Annotated in this window: 8 protein-coding genes; all 8 read left to right on the top strand. The window is 74.9% G+C overall.

All coding sequences use genetic code 11. The annotated features are described in order from the left end of the window. Positions 1-34: 34 nt before the first annotated feature. The 8 genes from OG989_RS23610 (at position 35) to OG989_RS23575 (ending at position 18,538) form a co-directional block, all read left to right on the top strand. Complete coding sequence (locus OG989_RS23610; protein WP_327028481.1) at positions 35-6,583, top strand: non-ribosomal peptide synthetase; 6,549 nt, start codon at positions 35-37, stop codon at positions 6,581-6,583. Then, positions 6,580-9,063, top strand: a complete 2,484-nt coding sequence (locus OG989_RS23605; RefSeq protein WP_327028480.1) for a beta-ketoacyl synthase N-terminal-like domain-containing protein — start codon at positions 6,580-6,582, stop codon at positions 9,061-9,063. The genes OG989_RS23610 and OG989_RS23605 overlap by 4 nt, the downstream gene beginning before the upstream one ends. A gap of 4 nt (positions 9,064-9,067) precedes the next feature. Continuing rightward, complete coding sequence (locus OG989_RS23600) at positions 9,068-10,087, top strand: LLM class flavin-dependent oxidoreductase (RefSeq protein ID WP_151454072.1); 1,020 nt, start codon at positions 9,068-9,070, stop codon at positions 10,085-10,087. Then, positions 10,084-11,679, top strand: coding sequence for an MBL fold metallo-hydrolase (locus tag OG989_RS23595; protein WP_132239868.1), 1,596 nt, complete (start codon positions 10,084-10,086; stop codon positions 11,677-11,679). Before OG989_RS23600 ends, OG989_RS23595 begins: the two co-directional genes overlap by 4 nt. Continuing rightward, complete coding sequence (locus tag OG989_RS23590) at positions 11,676-15,254, top strand: CocE/NonD family hydrolase (RefSeq protein WP_327028479.1); 3,579 nt, start codon at positions 11,676-11,678, stop codon at positions 15,252-15,254. The genes OG989_RS23595 and OG989_RS23590 overlap by 4 nt, the downstream gene beginning before the upstream one ends. Then, positions 15,251-16,552: an aspartate aminotransferase family protein gene (locus OG989_RS23585; RefSeq protein ID WP_151457308.1), complete on the top strand. Its 1,302-nt coding sequence runs from the start codon at positions 15,251-15,253 to the stop codon at positions 16,550-16,552. Before OG989_RS23590 ends, OG989_RS23585 begins: the two co-directional genes overlap by 4 nt. A 16-nt stretch (positions 16,553-16,568) precedes the next feature. Then, on the top strand, positions 16,569-16,781 hold the full coding sequence (locus OG989_RS23580; protein WP_370519008.1) for an MbtH family protein: 213 nt from the start codon (positions 16,569-16,571) through the stop codon (positions 16,779-16,781). A gap of 446 nt (positions 16,782-17,227) precedes the next feature. Then, the gene (locus OG989_RS23575) at positions 17,228-18,538 is read left to right on the top strand and encodes a condensation domain-containing protein (RefSeq protein WP_327028478.1); all 1,311 of its coding nucleotides are present in this window, start codon (positions 17,228-17,230) and stop codon (positions 18,536-18,538) included. Positions 18,539-18,577 lie beyond the last annotated feature (39 nt).

Here is an 18,577-nt window from a genome sequence, read left to right as displayed (position 1 = left end):
CGGTCCGACCCCTGTGCATCGAGTGGAGAGCCAGATGACCGAGCACACCGGCGCCCTGATCCACGAGGCGACCGACGTCGTCAACCTGGGCGCCGCCCTGTCGCACCAGGCGCGGGTCCAGCCCGACAGCCCCGCCCTGCACCTGGTGGCGGAGGACGGCTCCACCGAGACGGTGGACTACGCGACGCTCGACGCCCGGGCCCGCCGGGTCGGCGCGGCCCTGGCCGGGCACTGCCGTCCCGGTGACCGGGTGCTGATGCTCGTCGGGGCGGGTGTCGACTTCCTCGCCGGCTTCTTCGGCTGCCTCTACGCCGGCACCGTGCCGGTGCCGCTGGCCGCCCGGCTCAACCGGGCCAGCGCCCCGGTCGTCGGGCGGATCCTCGACGACGCGCAGGCCACCGCGGTGCTGGCGGCCCGCGCGGTCACGAGCGCCGTGGACCTGACCACGCTCATGCCCGGTCGCCGGCTGCCGGTGCTGGAGCTGGAGTCCCTCGACGCCGCGCCCGCCGGCTGGCAGCCGGCGGTGGCCGAGGGCGGGCTGGCGTTCCTCCAGTACACCTCGGGCACCACCAGCACCCCCAAGGGCGTGATGGTCAGCCACGCGAACCTGCTGGAGAACCTGCGGGCCATCCGCCGCTCCTTCGCCTTCGACGACGCGACGGTGATGGCCTCCTGGCTGCCGCCGCACCACGACATGGGGCTGATCGGCACCCTGCTCACCCCCGTCTACCTCGGGGTGCCGACGGTGCTGATGGACCCGGCGACGTTCATCCGCACCCCGGTGCGGTGGCTCCAGGCGATCAGCCGGTACCGGGCCACCATCAGCGGCGGGCCCAACTTCGCCTACGACCTGTGCGTGCGCAAGGTCGCCGAGGCCGACCGTGCCGCCCTGGACCTCAGCTCCTGGCGGGTGGCGTTCAACGGCGCCGAGCCCGTACGCGCGGCGACCCTGCGCGCCTTCGCCGCGGCGTTCGCCCCGCACGGTTTCGACGAGCGGGCCTTCCTGCCCTGCTACGGACTGGCCGAGGCGACGCTGCTGGTCGCCGGGCGGGCGCGGGCGCAGCGGCCCGTCGTGACCACGGTGGCCGACCCCGACCCCGCCGGACCCGCCGCCCACCGCCCCGGCACGGAGGTGGTCGGCTGCGAGATCCTGCCCGAGGCGGAGGTCCGGATCGTCGACCCGACCGGCCACCCCGTCCCCGACGGCACCGCCGGCGAGATCTGGGTCCGGGGCGGCAGCGTCGTCGACGGGTACTGGAACCGGCCGGAGGAGTCCGCGCGGACCCTGCACGCCACCCTCGGCGGCGACCCCGACGACGGCCCCTACCTGCGCACCGGCGACCTCGGCTTCCGCCAGGACGGCCACCTGTACGTCCGCGGCCGGATCAAGGAGACCGTGGTCATCCGCGGCCAGAACCACTATCCGGACGACATCGAGCAGACCGTCCGCGCCGCCTGCCCCCGCCTCGGCGGGCGGATCGCCGCGTTCGGTGTGGACGTCGCCGACGACGGCCACGGCGTCGGCGAGGCCGTGGTCCTGTGGTACGAGACCCGCTCCGACCGGGCGTCGGACGAGGCACCGGCCATCGCCGAGGCGGCCCGCCGGGCCGTGGTGACCGTCCACGGCCTGGACCTGCACCGGGTACTGGCCGTACCGCCCGGCACCATCCCCGTCACCACCAGCGGCAAGACCCGTCGCGGCGACTGCGCGCGGGCGTACGCGGCGGGCAGCGCCACGATCGTCGCGGACGACCCCCTGCGCCCGGCGGCGCGCCCCGCCCCGGCCGCCGCGCCGGCGCAGGCGCAGCGACTGCGCGCCCTGGCCGGCGGGCTGCTCGACGTCGACCCGGAGCGGATCGACCCGGACCGTTCCCTGCCGGAGCTCGGGTTCGACTCGCTGCGGGCCGTGGAGCTGCAACACCTGATCGAGGGGGAGTGGGGCGTCCGCCCGGCCCTGACCGACCTGCTGGGCGACAGCACGGTGGCCGAACTGGCCGCCGCGCTGCCGTCCGCGCCCGCCCCGGCCGACCCGCCGGCCACCCCGGCCGCCGCCGACGGGCCCTACCCGCTGTCGTACGGCCAGCGGGCGATCTGGTTCCAGGGCGCCCTCGCCGAGGACCCGGCCAACCTCAACCTGTGCCGCGCGGTGACCGTCGACGGCGAACTGGACGCCGCGGCGCTGGCCCGCGCCGTGCGCGACCTCGGCGTGCGGCACCCGGCCCTGCTCACCCGCTACGACGACGCCGGCGCCGAGGTGACCCAGCGGGTGGCCGACGACGCCGAGGTCACGCTGGAGGTGCGCGACGCGGCGGGCTGGCCGGCGGGCCGGCTCGACGAGGAGATCGAGGCGGAACTCGGGGTCGGCTTCGCCGGCCCGCCCCTGCTGCGCGCCGTGTTGTTCCGGCACGCGGCGGACCGCCACACGCTGCTGCTCTGCACCCACCACAGCGTCATGGACGTGTGGTCGCTGGCGGTGCTGGTCGAGGACCTGGCGACCGGCTACGGCCGGCGCGCCGCCGGGGACGACGCGGCGCCGCCCGCACCCGCCGCCCACCCGGCCGAGTTCGTGGCCTGGCAGCGGTCCTTCCTGGACGGCCCGGCCGGCCGGGAGCTGACCGCGACGTGCCAGGCCCAGGTCGCCGACCTCGTGCCGTTGGACCTGCCGACCGACCGGCCCCGCCCGTCGGTGCGCACCTTCCGGGGCGCCGCCCACGCGTTCCGGCTCGACGCCGACCTGTGCGCCGGGATCGACGCGCTCGCCGCCGCGCAGGGGATCAGCCGCACCGCCGTGCTGTTCGCCGGCTACGCGGCGGTGCTGTCGCGCTACGCCGGCCAGGCGACGTTCCCGCTCGGCTTCGTGCACGCCGGCCGGGTCCGCGGCCGCTTCGCCGACCTGGTCGCCTACCTGGTCAACCCGCTGCCGGTGTCGGTGGACCTGTCCGCCGACCCGGAGTTCGGCGCCCTGGCCCGGGCGGCCCACGACGCGGTGCTGGCCGCCTCCGATCGCGCCGAGGTGCCGTTCGGGCGGATCGTCGAGGGGCTCGGGCAGGCCGCCGACGCCAGCCGCGGCGCGCTGCTCAGCGCGGCCTTCGCCTACCAGCACGGGCGCGGCACCGACCGGCTCGGCCTCACGCCGATGGTGCTGAACCACGAGGGGGCACTGGGTGACTGGGCCGGGCTGCGGGTGCGCAGCCGGCCGGTACGGCAGCGGGCCACCTACTACGACCTCTCCCTCTACCTGGGCGAGCACGACGGCGAACTGCTGGGCACCTTCGACTACAGCACCGACCTGTTCGACGCCGACACCATGGACGTGCTGGCCGAGGCGCTGACCGCGCTGCTGTCCGCGGCCGTCGCGGCGCCGGCGACCCCCGTCGGCGCCCTGCCGCTGCTCGGCGCCGAGCGGCACCGGCAGGTGCTGGTGGAGTGGAACGACACCACGGCCGACTACGACACCGACCGGTGCGCGCCGGAGATCGTGGCCGAGCAGGCCCGCCGGACCCCGGACGCGCCGGCCGCCATCGACGGCACCACCCGGCTCACCTACGCCGAGCTCAACGCGGCGGCGAACCGGCTGGCCCACCGGCTGATCGGGCTGGGCGCCGGCCGGGGCACCCGGGTCGGCCTGCTGGTGCCCCGCTCCACGGTCAGCCTCACCGCCGTGCTGGCGATCCTCAAGACCGGCGCCGCCTACGTGCCGCTCGACCCGTCGTACCCGGTGGAGCGGCTGCGGTTCATGCTCGCCGACTCCGGGGCCCGGCTGCTCGTCGCCGCCCCCGGCGCGGCCGTCGGCCTCCCGGACGTCGAGGTGGTCGACCCGGCCGAGGAGTCGCTCGCGGCCGAGGACGACCGCGATCCGCGGCCGACGGCCCACCCCGACGACGTGGCCTACGTCGTCTACACCTCCGGCTCCACCGGCACCCCGCAGGGCGTACTCGGCCTGCACCGGGGCATCGTCAACCGGCAACGGTGGATCATGGACCGCTTCCCGATGGGGCCGGACGAGGTGGGCAGCCACAAGACCTCGCTGAGCTTCTTCGACTCCGGCGGCGAAATGTTCCTGCCGCTCTTCGCCGGCGCCCCGGTCGTCGTGGTGCCCGAGGACGTCGGACGCGACCCGGTACGCCTGGTCGACCTGCTCGCCCGGCACCGGGTCACCCGCCTGGTGGCCGTACCGTCGTTGCTGCGGGCCATCCTCGACGGCGTCGCCGACGTCGGCGGACGCCTGTCGGCGCTGCGCTACTGCCACTCCAGCGGGGAGGCGCTCACCGCCGACCTGGCCGCGCGGTGGCTGGCGGCCCTGCCCGGCTGCGTCCTGGTCGACCTCTACGGCTCGTCGGAGATCTCCGCCGACGTGACCCTGGACGTGGTCACCGGACCGGAGCGGGTCGGCAGCGTCGGGCGGCCCGTCGGCAACACCCGGATCTACGTCCTGGACGAGGCCATGCGGCCGGTGCCGCCCCGCTTCGCCGGTGAGGTCTACGTCGGCGGGGCCGGCCTGGCCCGTGGCTACCTCGACCAACCGGCGTTGACCGCGACGCGGTTCGTTCCCGACCCGTACGGCGACGGCGGGCGGCTGTTCCGCACCGGTGACCGGGGCCGGTTCAGCCACGACGGGCGGCTGGAGTTCCTGGGCCGGGCCGACCACCAGGTGAAGGTCCGCGGCTTCCGGATCGAGCTGGGCGAGATCGAGGCGACGCTGCGGGCCCACCCCGGGGTCGCCGCCGCCGTGGCCGCGCTCGCCCAGGCGCCGGGCGGCGGCGAGCAGCGGATCGTCGCGGCGGTCGTGCCCCGGCAGCGCAGCGGGTCGTCCGCGCCGGCCGGAGCCGACCCGGGCGGGGCGCCGGCCACCACCCGGGTGTCGGACTGGCGGCTGCTCTACGACCGGATGTACACCGAGGCCGGTCCCGCCGAGGAGGCCCAGCAGGCGATCTGGACCAGCAGCTACACGGGCGCGCCGTTCACCGACGTCGAGATGGGCGAGTGGATCGACCAGGCGGTCCGGCGGATCCGGGAGCTGCGTCCCCGCCGGCTGCTGGAACTCGGCTGCGGCACGGGCAACCTGACCCTGGCGTTGGCGCCGGACTGCGAGGCGTACGTCGGCACCGACTTCTCCGCCGCCGGCCTGAAGGTGCTCGAACAGCGGCTCGACGCCGAGGGGGTGGACCGGGACACGGTCACGCTGCTGCTGCGGGAGGCCGACGACGTCACCGGCATCGAGGCCGGCAGCTTCGACACCGTGGTGCTGCACTCGGTGACCCAGTACTTCCCCCACCACGACTACCTGCGCGGGGTGCTGCGCGCGGCGGTCACCGCGGCCTCACCCGGTGGGCGGATCTACCTCGGCGACGTACGCGACCTCGACCTGCTGGAGGTGTTCCACGCCTCGGTGGAGCTGGGCGCCGAGCCGGAAGCCGGCCTGACCGTCGCCGAGCTGCGCCGCCGCGTCGCCGCCCGGGTGCTCGCCGACGACGAGCTGGTGCTGGCCCCCGACCTGTTCCTCACCGCGCCGGACTGGCTGCCCGGAGTGACCGGGGTGGAGCTGCACCTCAAGCGCGGCCGGCAGGCCAACGAGCTGAGCGCGTTCCGCTACGACGTCGTCCTGCACGTGGGCGCCGCCCCCGACGGCGACGCCGCCGAGCCGGTCGAGCCGGTGCGGCTGGACTGGACGCGCGACGGGCTGGACGTCGCCCGGCTGCGGAGCCTGCTGCGCGGCAACCGCAACCGGCCGGTGGAGGTGCGCGACGTGCCGAACGCGCGGCTCGTCACGGTCGCCGGGCCCGTACGCCGGCTGGCCGGTCTCGCCGACGCCGACCCGGTGACCCGCCCGACCGGCGAGCTGCCGCCCGGGGTCGACCCGGAGGACTGCTGGAGCATCGGCGAGGCGCTGGGCCGACGGACCGCCGTGGTGCCGTCGACCGCGCGCGACCCGTACACGATGGACCTGCGGTTCTGGCCCGCCGCCCGACCGGACGACACGGTCGGCTGGACCCCGCCGCGGGCCCGGCGCGCCGACTGGCCGGAGCTGGCCAACGACCCGCTGGGCGCCACCGCGCGGCGGGACCTGCTGCACGACCTGCGCACCCACCTGCGGCAGCGGCTGCCGGAGTTCATGGTGCCGCTGCTGCACCTGGTCGACGAGCTGCCCACCACGGCGACCGGCAAGGTGAGCCGGCGCGCCGTCGCGGCCGAGGCCACCGAGGCGCTGGCCCGGCTGGGCGCGGGCGCCACGGCCCGGCCGCTCGCCCCGGCGGCCGGCGGGCTCCAGGCCCAGGTCACCGAGATCTGGCTGGACGTCCTCGGCGTCGGCGCCGTCGGGCTCGACGACAACTTCTTCGACGTCGGCGGCAACTCGCTGAGCCTGGTCCAGGTGCACATCCGGATCCAGGAACTCCTCGGCCGGCAGTTCCCGCTTGTCGACCTGTACGAGCACACCACCGTGCGCAAGCTCGCCGAGCACCTCGGCGAGCCCGCGCGCCCGGCGACGGACCCGCCCGTCGACCCGGGGCCCGACCGCAACGAGCAGGTGGCGAACCGCCGCCGGTTGATGCGCCAGCGTATTCAGGAAGTGGGAAGTCGATGAGCAGCGAGATGGACATCGCCGTCGTGGGGATGAGCGGACGGTTTCCGGGCGCGACGAACGTCGCCGAGTTCTGGGAGCTGCTCCGCGACGGCGTCGACGCCGGCCGCGAGCTGACCGCCGCCGAGCTGGACGCCGTCCCGGCCGAGGAACGCGCCGACCCGGCGTACGTGCCGGTGTGGTCGGGCATCGAGGGCGCCGACCGGTTCGACGCCCAGTTCTTCGGCTACTCGCCGACGGACGCGACGCTGATCGACCCGCAGCACCGGATCCTGCTGGAGTGCGCCTGGGAGGCGCTGGAGGACGCTGGCTACGACAGCCGCCGCTTCCCCGGCGACATCGCCGTGTACGCCGGCTGCGGCCTGAACCAGTACCTGCTCTACCACCTGCTGCCCCAGCAGGAGCTGGTCGACTCCGCCGGCCGGCTGGGCATGGCCGTCGCCAGCGACAAGGACAACCTGGCCACCCGCATCTCGTACAAGCTCGACCTGACCGGGCCCAGCATGACGGTGCAGACCAACTGCTCCTCGGCCCTGGTCGGGCTGCACCATGCCATCAGCAGCCTGCTCGACTACCAGTGCGACATGGCCATCGTGGGCGCGGTCAGCGTCAAGAACCCGGTGCCCCGCGGCTACCGGCACGAGGCCGACGGCATCAACTCGCCCGACGGCCGCTGCCGGGCCTTCGACGCCGAGGCCGCCGGCTACCACCTGGGCGACGGCGCCGGCGTGGTGGTGCTGCGCCGCCGGGAGGACGCCGAGGACGCCGGCGACCGGATCTACGCCCTGGTCAAGGGCTCGGCGGTGAACAACGACGGCGCCGGCAAGGTCAGCTTCGTGGCGCCCGGCCGGTCGGGCCAGGTGCGGGTGATCCGCCGGGCGCTGCGGGTCGCCGACGTCGAGGCGGACTCCATCCAGTACGTCGAGGCCAACGGCAGCGGCACCCTGATGGGCGACTCGATCGAGGTGTCCGCCCTGGAGGAGGCGTACGGCGCCGCCGGCGCTTCGGGCGCCGGTTGGGCGATCGGCTCGGTCAAGCCGAACGTCGGCAACCTCGACACCGCCTCCGGCGTGACGTCGCTGATCAAGGCGGTCCTCGCCGTCCACCACGGTGAGCTGCCGCCGTCGATCCACTTCCGCAAGCCCAACCCGCAGACCTCGCTCGACCGAGGGCCGTTCCGCGTCAACGACATGCTGCGGGACTGGCCCGAGGTCACCGGGCCGCGTCGGGCGGCGGTCAGCTCGTTCGGCGTCGGCGGCACCAACGCGCACGTCATCCTCGAACAGGCGCCGCCGCCCGCGCCGCCGGGGCCGAACCCGCCGGCCGTGCTGCTCGCCGTCTCCGCGGCCGGCGGCGAGGCGCTGGCCGCCGCCGCCAACCGGCTCGCCGAGCACCTCGGGCGTCACCCGGAGCAGGCCCTCGCCGACGTCGCCTACACCAGCCAGGTCGGCCGTCGCGCGTTGCGCCACCGGGCCTTCGTGGTGGCGACCGACGCCGGGGAGGCGGCCCGCGCGCTGTCCGCCGTCGGCGCGGGCGAGGCGTCGCCGGAGACCGCCACGGTGGCGTACGCGTTCCCCGCCACCTGCCCCGACCTGGCCGCGCTGTGCGACGCCCTGCCCCGGCTGCGGGCGGAGGTCGACCGGGTGGCCGGTGAGCTGGGCGTCGACCCGGCTGCCGGCGGGCCGGGCTCCGACGCGGCCACCGTCACCGGGCAGCTCGCGCTCGCCCGGCTGCTGGGCGCCTGCGGCGTGTCCCCGGTCGCCGCCCACGGCGAGGGTCCGGGCGCCGTGACGGCCGCCGTCGTCGACGGCCGCTGGACGGTGGCGGAGGCCGGGCGCGCCCTGCGCGCCGGCAGCCACCCGCCGGCGCCGGCCGGGACGCCGGCCGAGGCCGACCTGACGCTGGCCGTCGGCCCGGCCGAGGCGTCGACGCTGGCCCTGACCGACGACGCCGGGAGCCTCCGTGGGCTGCTGGGCGCGCTCGGCGAGCTGTGGCGCCGGGGCGTCGAGGTGGACTGGGCCGCCCTGCACGAGGGCGCGTCGCGGCGTCGCGTCGGCCTGCCGACGTACCCGTTCCAGCGGACGCGGCACTGGGTCGACCCGGTGGCCGTGGCGCCCGTGACCGGCCCGACGCCGACGGCCCCGGCCGCCGACGCCCAGCCCGCCGCCGACGCCCAGCCCGCCGCCGACGCCCAGCCGGCCGCCGGCTCGGTCCTGGAGGAGGCGGTTGCCGCCGTGTGGCGCCGCCGGCTCGGGGTGGACCGGATCGGGTTGCACGACTCGCTGCTGATGCTCGGCGCGGACTCGCTCAGCGCCGCCCGGACGCTGCGGGACCTCGCCCAGGCCTTCCACGTCGACCTGCAACTCGGCGTGTTCCTGCAGACCCCCACCGTCGCCGCGCTCGCCGAGGTGATCGACGGCAAGCTGCGCGAGGCGCAGGAGATCCGGGCCGCGCTCGCCGCGGTCTCCGAAGAGGGAGCGTGAGGCCGTGCCCGACGTCAGCTTCATCACCGTGGTGCCCCGGGTCCGGGACCTGACCGCGTACGCGGACACGGCGATGTCCGTCATCCGCCGCACCGACGCGGCGGACCTCGACGGGGTGCTCATCTTCACCGGCAGCGGCGCGGTGCTCGACCCCTGGGTCCTGGCGACCGCCGCGGCGGCCGGCACCACCCGGCTCAGCCCGCTGGTCGCGGTGAACCCCGTCTACCAGCACCCGTTCGCCGCGGCCCGGATGGTCGCCTCGCTCGGCCTGCTCTACCAGCGGCGGATCGACCTCAACCTGATCACCGGCACCGCCGTGAGCGACCTGGACGCGCTCGGCGACCGGCTGGACCACGACGACCGGTACGCGCGCCTCGCCGAGTACGTCGAGATCATGATGGGGGTGCTGGGCAGCCGCCGTCCGTTCAGCTTCGACGGGCGGTTCTACCAGGTGTCCCGGTTGCAGCTCACCCCCGGCCTTCCCGCGCACCTGCTGCCGCGGCTGTTCGTCGCGGGGCAGTCCCCGGCCGCCCGGCAGGTGGCCGAGCGGGTGGGCGCCACCAGCATCCAGATGCTCACGGCGGCCCGGCCCGACGCCGACGGGGCACCGGGCGCGCTGAACTTCGGGCTGCTGACCCGGGCGACGGCGGAGGAGACCGAGCGGGTCGCCGAGGCCCGTTTCCCGGAGGATCCGGACGGCGCGAAGATCACCGCGGTCACCATGGCCAACACCGACTCCGTCTGGAAGCAGCGGCTCTTCGCCGAGGCGGAGGCCGGCCACGGCGCCGTCACCGTCGACCCGGCGTACCGGCTCGCGCCGTTCCGCTCCGGCCAGGCGGACGGGCCGTACCTGGTGGCCGACCACGCCGGCGCCGTCGAGCGACTGCTGGCGATGATCCGGGCCGGCGTACGCACCTTCGTGCTGGACACCCCCACCGACGACGAAGACTTCCACCACCTCGCACAGGTCGTCCGGACCGTCCGGGACCGACTGCGTACGGACTCCACCGAGGGAGCGCGATGAACCAGCCCTTCGCCAGCCACGACCTGGTGCACGCCCGCCCCAACCTGGCGCTGGAACCGCTCATCCACCGGTACTACGCCTGGCTGAACCTGGTGTCGCCGGTGCCGGCGGCGATGAACTTCGCCAAGCTGCACGTGCCGCTGCTGCGCTCGTTCCTCGACGCGCCCGCGCTGCACCGCCGCTCCGCCCGGGACCCGAAGCTGCGCGGCGGCATGTTCGTCGACCTCGAGGACGACCAGCTCGACGGGGTGTCCGACCTGGCGGCCCGGCTCGCCGACGGACCCATGCCGGAGCTGTCGGCGGCGATGGACGAGCTGACGGTCAACCTGGAGAAGCTCGCCGACGGGTTCGACCTGACGCCCCGCTACGGCGAGATCCCGCCGGCCCTGCGCGGCTACGTCGAGCTGGTCTACGACCTCAACGACCACGCCCGGATCCGGCTCGCCGAGCGGATGCTCTACCGGTCGCGGCACTTCGACGAGACCGCCCACTCGGTGGACCTGTCGCTGGCCACCGGCGACGAGCGGCCGTTCGCGATGACCACCCCGCGGTTCCCCGGCAACGGGCACGTGCAGGCCACCATGCCGCTGCGGGACCCCCGCATCGACCTGCTCTTCTCCACCATGACCACGGCCCGGCCCTTCGGCGAGCTGCGGGAGGCGTTCGACGTCTCCGACGCCGACCTGGCGACCTTCAGCGGGTTGTTCTCCGCCGAGCCGGGCGGGAGCCCGGACCGCAACCTGGACGGCCCTGGGCTGCGGGTGCGCTACTTCGGGCACGCCTGCGTGGTGGTGCAGTCCGGCCCGGTCACCGTGATGACCGACCCGTTCCTGTCCGACGCCCTCGGCGACGGCGACCGGTACGCCTACGCCGACCTGCCCGACGTCATCGACTACGTGCTGATCACGCACGGGCACCAGGACCACCTCGAACTGGCCTCCCTGCTGAAGCTGCGGCACCGCATCGGCACGGTGGTGGTGCCGAAGACCGCCGCCGGGGCGTTGCAGGACCCGTCGCTGCGGCTGTGCCTGGAGGCGCTCGGCTTCCCCAACGTGGTCGACGTGGAGCCGGGCGAGACCATCGAGCTGCCCGACGGGCAGATCGTGGTGTGCCCGTTCGTCGGCGAGCACTGCGACCTCGACATCGCCGCGAAGGTCACCTACTCGGTGCGTACCGGCGGGAAGAACCTCTACTTCGGCGCGGACAACCGCTGCGTCGACCCGGCCCTGTTCGGCCACATCCACGACATGATCGGCGACGTCGACATGGCGTTCCTCGGCATGGAGTGCGACGGCGCCCCGCTGTCCTGGATGTACGGTCCGCTCTTCTCCCGCCGCATCGACCAGAAGATGAGCCGCAGCCGCAAGCTCAACGGCTCCGACGCCGTCGAGGCGATGGGCATCGTCCGGCGGCTGCGGGCCCGGCAGGCGTACGTGTACGCGATGGGCCGCGAGCCGTGGCTGGTGTTCGTCATGGCGACGAACTACACCGACGAGTCCTACCAGCTCAAGCAGATGGCGGAGTTCTTCCAGCGCTGCGCCGACGTCGGGGTGCCGGCGCGGGAACTCTACGGACGGGCCGACCTGGCATGAGCCGCACCTGGACCTGCCGTTCGCAGTACGTGGCCACCCGCGACGGGACCCGGCTGGCGGCGTACGTCTTCCGGCCGGTCGGCCAGCGCGACCCCGCGCCCGCCGTCTGGGCCCACGACCGCTACCACCAGGTGTCGCCGCGCCCCGGGCGCGACGACTTCCTGGCGGTGGTACGCGCCGAACTGGCGGACGTCGACCTCACCGACATCGACGACCTCGGCGTGGCCGAGGTGGCCCCCGGGGAGGTGACGCTGCGGGCCTTCCCGGTCGCGCAGCGCCTGCTGGCCCGCGGCTACGTCGTGGTGGTGGTGGACAGCCGGGGCAGCGGCGCGTCGTTCGGCACCAGCGACGGCCCGTTCTCCACGGCCGAGGCGACCGACACGTACGACGTCACCGAGTGGATCGCCGCCCAGCCCTGGTGCGACGGCCGGGTGGGCATGTTCGGCCGCTCCTACCTCGGGGTCTCGCAGTACCTCGCGGCGAGCACCGCCCCGCCGCACCTGGCGGCGATCTTCCCGCAGATGGCGCTGTTCGACCTGCACCGCTTCGCCTGGGACGGCGGGGTGTTCCGGGACGACTTCGCCCGCGCCTGGGGCGAGGACGTGCGCGAACTCGACCTGCGTGGCCCCGTCGCGCCCCTCGACGACGACCCCGACGGCCTCCTGCTGACCGCCGCCCGCGAGCAGCACGTGGCGAACCGGGACGTCCGGACGATGTTCGCCGGCCTGCCCGGGCGCGAGTCGCGGTTGGCCGACACCGGCGAGGCGGCGTACCTGACCCGCAGCCCGTCGGCGCTGCTGGAGGCGATCAACGCCTCCGGGGTCGCCGTCTACCACCTGGGCGGCTGGCACGACGTCTGGGCGCGCGACGCGACCGAGTGGGCCCGCCGGCTGACCGTGCCGCACCGGGTCGTCATCGGCCCGTGGCCGCACACCGGCGGGGTGCTGGGCGGCGCCGGCTACAACCTGGCCGACGAGCACGTGCGATGGTTCGACCACTGGCTGCGGGGCCGGGACACCGGGATCATGGACGGCCCGGCCGTCCGGTACCACGTGCTGGGCGCCGACGCGTGGCGTACCGCCCGGTCCTGGCCGCCGGAGCCGGCGACGACCGGCACCTGGCACCTTGGCTCGGCCGGCGAGCTGGGACCGGAACCCCGGGCCGGCGAGGCCCGGCGGTACGAGGTCGACTACGCCACCACGTCCGGCAAGACCAGCCGGTGGGCCAGCGGCTACGGCTCGCCCTTCCAGCGGCCGGACCTGACCGACAACGACACCCGGGCGCTGTGCTGGACCTCCGACGCGCTGACCGAGGCGGTCGAGCTGGTCGGCGCCCCGGTGCTGCGCCTGGCGGCCCGGGTCACCGACGGCCCGGCGGACGTCTTCGCCTACCTGGAGTCGGTCGCCCCCGACGGCACCTCCCTGTACGTCACCGAGGGCTGCGGCCAGGTCGACGGCGCTCCCGGCGACTCCCGCCTGGAGATCGAGCTGCACCCGATCGCGTACCGGTTCGCGGCGGGCGACCGGATCCGGCTGGCGGTCACCGGGGCGGACGCGGACAACGCGCTGACCGTGCCCCGGGACGTCGCGCCGGTGCTGACGGTGCGCCACGACGCCGACGCCGCCCCGACGCTGGAACTGCCCCGCGCGGCAACCCTCGAACGGCGCGACGCCGACGACGACACCGCTCCGCTCTCCGTGGCGCAGCGGGCGATCTGGCTGGCCGAGCAGGCCGGCACGAGCGGAGCGGCGTACCACCTCGACGCGGCGGTCGAGCTGACCGGGCCGGTGGACGCCGCCGCGCTGCACGCGGCGGTCGACGAGATCGTCCGCCGGCACGAGGCGCTGCGGACCACCATCGTCGAGGTCGACGAGGAACCGGTCCAGCGCATCCACCCGGCGGCGCCGCTCACGATCGCCCGCCTCGACCTCAGCGACGCGCCGGCCGACGGCTGGGCGGGCGACGAGCGGGTGACCGGGTTCCGCGACCGCCGGTGGGACCTCGCCCGGGAGTGGCCGATCCGGGTCGCGACCGTGCAGCTGCCCGCCGGCCGGACGGCGTTGCTGCTGGTGGTGCACCACGTCGCCGCCGACCCGACGGCGGCGGAGATCTTCTTCGCGGAGCTGGCCCGGCTCTACCCCTCGTACGCGCGGGGGGAGCCGCTCCGGCTGCCGGACGTGCCGTGCCGGTACGCGGACGTGGCCCGCCGCCAGCAGGCCGAACTCGCCGGGCCGGGCGCGGCCGACCAGCTCGCCCGGTGGCGGCGCTACCTGGACGGCGCTCCGCAGGTGATCACCCTGCCGACGGACCGGCCCCGACCGCCGGTCCTGGACCACCGGGGCGGGTCGGTGCGCTTCACGATCGACGACGACCTCGCCGCCCGGCTGGTGGCGGCGGCCGCCGCCGCGCGGACCAGCCCGTTCACCCTGCTCACCGCCGCGTTCGCCCGCACCCTGAACGCGTACGGCGCGGGCGACGACCTGCTCATCGGCACGCCGAGCCTGCAACGCGACGACGAGTCGACCCGCGACCTGATCGGCTGCCTGGTCAACCTGCTGCCGCTGCGGATCCGGGTCGACCGGGACGCCACCGTGGCCCAGTTCCTGCACGACGTACGCGGCAGCGTGCTGACCGCGCTGGAGCTGCGCCGGGTGCCCTTCGACACGCTGGTCGGCGAGCTGCGCCCGCGCCGGGACCCGGCGGTCTCCGCGCTGGTGCAGGTCTGCGTCCGGTACGGCCGGGCGGTGCCGGACCGGTTCCGGCTCGGCGCGGTCGAGGCGCTGCGGCTGGAACCGCCGGAGTGGACCTCGGCGAAGTACGACCTGGCGCTGGCCGTGAACCAGGTCGGCGAGGACCGGATGGTGGGCAGCCTCGACTTCCGGCTCGCCCTGTTCGACCGGGCCACCGTCCAGCGGATCCTCGACTCGATGCTGACCGTGCTCGACCAGCTCGTCTCCGACCAGGAGCGGCCGGTGGGGGAGCTCTCCGCCATGCCCCGCCGGGAGCTGCGGGCCGTGCTCGACGGCTGGAACCCGGCGCGGCTGCCGGACGCGCTGGTCGGCCAGGACGACCTGCCGGCCGTGGCCCGCTGCTACGTCCTCGACGACCGCGCGCGGACCGTGCCGGTGAACACCCCGGGGCGGCTGTGGGTCAGCGGCGCCGGCGAGGTCGACGACCCGTACGCCGGCACGCCGGGCGCGCGGATGCGGGACACCGGGGCCACCGTGCGGTGGACCACGGCGGGACGGCTGGAACTGGTGCCCGCCGCCCCCGGGCGGCCGACCGCCCCGCCGGAGGCCGCCCCGGACCCGGCACAGCCGACCGCCGTGCCGTCCGACGACGGCCGCTCCGAGGTGCTGGACCAGCTCGGGCAGATCTGGGCCGCCCTGCTCAAGGTCGACGGCGTCGAGCCCGGGGACGACTTCTTCGACCTGGGCGGCGACTCGCTCTTCGCGATCCGACTGATCAGCCGGATCCGCAAGGCGTACCAGGTCCGGCTCTCCCTGCAGGACGTGTTCGCGGCGCCGACGCTGGCCGAGCAGGTCGACCTGGTCCGCGAACGGCAGGCGTCGTGACCGGGCCGGTCTTCTACCCCTGGTCCGCGCAGGAGGAGATCGATCCGGTCCGCGTGGCCGGCGGCGCGGGCAGCTGGTTCTGGGACGAGCAGGGCAACCGGTGGCTCGACCTGCACGCCCAGATGGGCAACCTGCACCTGGGCCACCAGCACCCGGCCCTGGTGGCGGCGCTGCGCGAGCAGGCCGGACGGATGTGCACGATCGCGCCGTCGTTCGCCGTCGACGTCCGCGACGAGGCGGCCCGGGCGATCGTCGAGGTGGCACCGGGGGACCTGGAGACGGTCCTGTTCACCACCGGCGGCGCGGAGGCCGTGGAGCATGCCGTGCGGATGGCGCGGGTGGTGACGGGGCGGCCGAAGGTGCTCGCCGCCTACCGGTCCTACCACGGGGCCACGGCCGGGGCGCTGGCGTTGACGGGTGACCCCCGCCGCTGGCCGGTGGACACGGCCAGCGGCGGCGCCGTGCACTTCACGGGCCCGTACCCGTACCGCAGCGAGTTCCACGCCGAGAACGCCGCGCAGGAGGGCGAACGGGCGCTGGAGCACCTGCGCCGGCTCGTCGGGTACGAGGGCCCGGACACGATCGCCGCGATCCTCGTCGAGCCGGTGGTCGGCAGCAACGGCGTGCTGGTGCCGCCGGACGGCTACCTGGCCGGCGTCCGCCGGCTCTGCGATGAGCACGGCATCCTGCTGATCGCCGACGAGGTGATGACCGGCTTCGGCCGGTGCGGCAGGTGGTTCGCCGGCGACCTCTGGGACGTGGTGCCCGACCTGATGACCTTCGCCAAGGGGGTCAACTCCGGCTACGTGCCGGTGGGCGGGGTGCTGCTGTCCCGCGCGGTGGCGGCCCACTTCGCGCACCGCCGCTACCCCGGCGGGCTCACCTACTCCGGGCACCCGCTGGCCTGCGCCTCCATCGTGGCGGCGCTGCGGGTGCTGCGGGAGGAGAACCTGGTCGACCGGGCGGCCGCACTCGGCCGCGACGTGGTGGGACCGGCGCTGGCCGAGCTGGCCGAGCGCCACCCGATCGTCGGCGACGTCCGCGGCGTCGGCCTGGCCTGGGCGGTCGAGCTGGTCCGGGACCGCGCGACCCGCGAGCCGCTGGCGCCGTACGCGGCCCCGGGGACGCTGGCGCCCGAGATGGCCGCCGTCCTGGCGGCGTGCAAGCGCCACGGCGTCTGGCCGCTGGCGGCGGGCAACCGGCTGCACCTGTTCCCTCCGTTGACCATCACGGCGGAGGAGTTGACCGCCGGGATCGCCGGGATCGACCGGGCCCTGACCGAGGTGTCCGAGCTGTGAGGAGAAGAAGATGACGGTGGAGCAGACGGAGACGGCCGACATCTGCCGGGTCGTGGTCAACGACGAGGAGCAGTACTCGATCTGGCCGGACGGGCGGGAGATCCCGGCGGGCTGGCGGGAGGAGGGCTTCGTCGGGCCGCGCGCCCGGTGCCTGGAGCACATCGACTCGGTGTGGACGGACATGCGCCCGCTGAGCCTGCGCCGGGCGATGGCGGGCGAGGCGGGGTAGGAGACGTCAGGGTCCCGGCCGCGCGGCGCGTGTCGTCCGGTCGGGCCCGCCTCCCGCCCGTACCACGATTACTTCCCGCGAGTGGAGAGCGACGGGCGGTAATTGCGCGCGCGGGTCCCGCTTATCGCAGGAAAAACTTCGGGTTGCGGAGCCGGGACAGAAATATTAACGTCTATCCACAGTGGACCCCGGCGGTTCCGGATGGGAGTCAAGATGCGTGCTCACTGCTACACGGCAACGACTCTGGTGGACATCGACCTCGTGGTTCGGCCCCGCAAGAGCCGGCTCGCCTGACAGCTGGAAAACAGGAGACCACGGTCTCCGAGGCAATTCTGGTACGACCCTCTGAAATGCGTCTTCCGGAACGTCGGTAGGCGATCTCGTCAGTTCGCAGATCAGTTGATATTTGGTCCGCCGGGGCCATCTATTATTCCGGGGGATTCAGGGTGCGGGACCATTTCGAGACGAGCGAACACCAGGAATACCTGTGCCGTCTCGACGGCCGGGTCGGTCCCGCGACCCTGATGACCCAGGTGTGCCACCGCCTGAACGGCGACGTCGACGTCGAGGCGTTGCGTCGCGCCGTCGGGCGGCTGGCCGAGGCGCATCCGTTGCTGCGCCGGGCGTTCGCCGAGCACGACGGCTACGTGGTCCTGCGCGACGGCCGCGATCGGGCCGACCTGGAGGTCGTCGAGGTGCCCGACGACCGGGCCGCCCTCGACTGGTGCCAGGCCGCCCTGCGGCGGCCGGTGGACCTGTGGGCCGGACCGTGCTGGACGGTGTCGCTGGCCCGGACCGGCACGGGGAGTTCCTACCTGCTGCTGTGCGCGCACATGGCGCTTCTCGACCACCACTCCCTCGACCTGCTGGTCGACGACCTGGCCGTCCTCTACGGGGCCGAGCTGGGCGCCGGCACGGGCCAGCCACCCGCCGCCGAGCCGATCGACGACGTCCTCGACCGGCTCTTCGAGCTGGGCGAGGAACAGGCGGAGGAGGACCTCGACTGGTGGCTCGACACGTTCGGCCGGCTCGGCCCGGTGGAGACCGGGGCCGACCTGACCGACCCGTTCGACGCGGCACCGGACGGGCCACCCCCGGCCCCCGGTGGCCACCTCGCGCAGGCGCACGTCCCCTCCGGCGGGATCGTGCCGGCCGTGCGCCGCCTGCGGGTCTCCCCGTTCGCCGCGTACACCGCGGCCCTGCTGGGCGCGCTGGGCGGGCCCGCCGCCACCCGGTCGTTCCGGGTGGCCTTCGTCGTGGACATGCGGTCGTTCCTCGACTGCGAACGCGTCGTCGGCCAGCTGAGCCAGGCCGCGGTCCTGCGGGTCGACGTACCGCCGGGGATCGGCTTCGCCGACCTCAGCCGCCGGGTCGCCCACCAGGCCGCCGAGTCGCTCGGCCACCAGGCCGTCCCCTTCGAGCGGGTCGTCGTGGAGCTGAAGCGGCGCGGGGTGCCGGTGCACCTGCTGGCCCCGGTCTCGGTCAACTACTCCCTGCTGCGGGCGATCGACTGGCCCGGCGCCACCGCCGAGGCGATCGAGCTGGACAGCACCTCGGCGCTGGACGACACCGCCGGTCTGGGCGGCTACTTCGACCAGCTCGACGGCCAGGAGCAGCTACGCATCAAGCTGTACGCCGCTGCCTCCTCCTACAGCGCCGGACGCACCGACGAACTGCTCGCGGAGACCCGCCGTTGCCTGGAGATCGGGCTGGCGTCACCGGACCAGCCCCTCGCGGCCGGCACCCCCACCGCCTGACGGCGCCCACCCTCCGCAGGGCCGCCCGGAATTCCCGCC

The organism is Micromonospora sp. NBC_01740 (assembly GCF_035920365.1).
GTDB lineage: Bacteria > Actinomycetota > Actinomycetes > Mycobacteriales > Micromonosporaceae > Micromonospora > Micromonospora reichwaldensis.
This window is presented reverse-complemented; position numbering and strand designations above follow the sequence as displayed.

Excerpts from the sequence above, each read along its gene's own strand:
- OG989_RS23590 (WP_327028479.1), top strand. The coding sequence starts at position 11,676 with ATGAGCCGCACCTGGACCTGCCGTTCGCAGTACGTGGCCACCCGCGAC.
- OG989_RS23610 (WP_327028481.1), top strand. The coding sequence starts at position 35 with ATGACCGAGCACACCGGCGCCCTGATCCACGAGGCGACCGACGTCGTC.
- OG989_RS23605 (WP_327028480.1), top strand. The coding sequence starts at position 6,580 with ATGAGCAGCGAGATGGACATCGCCGTCGTGGGGATGAGCGGACGGTTT.
- OG989_RS23595 (WP_132239868.1), top strand. The coding sequence starts at position 10,084 with ATGAACCAGCCCTTCGCCAGCCACGACCTGGTGCACGCCCGCCCCAAC.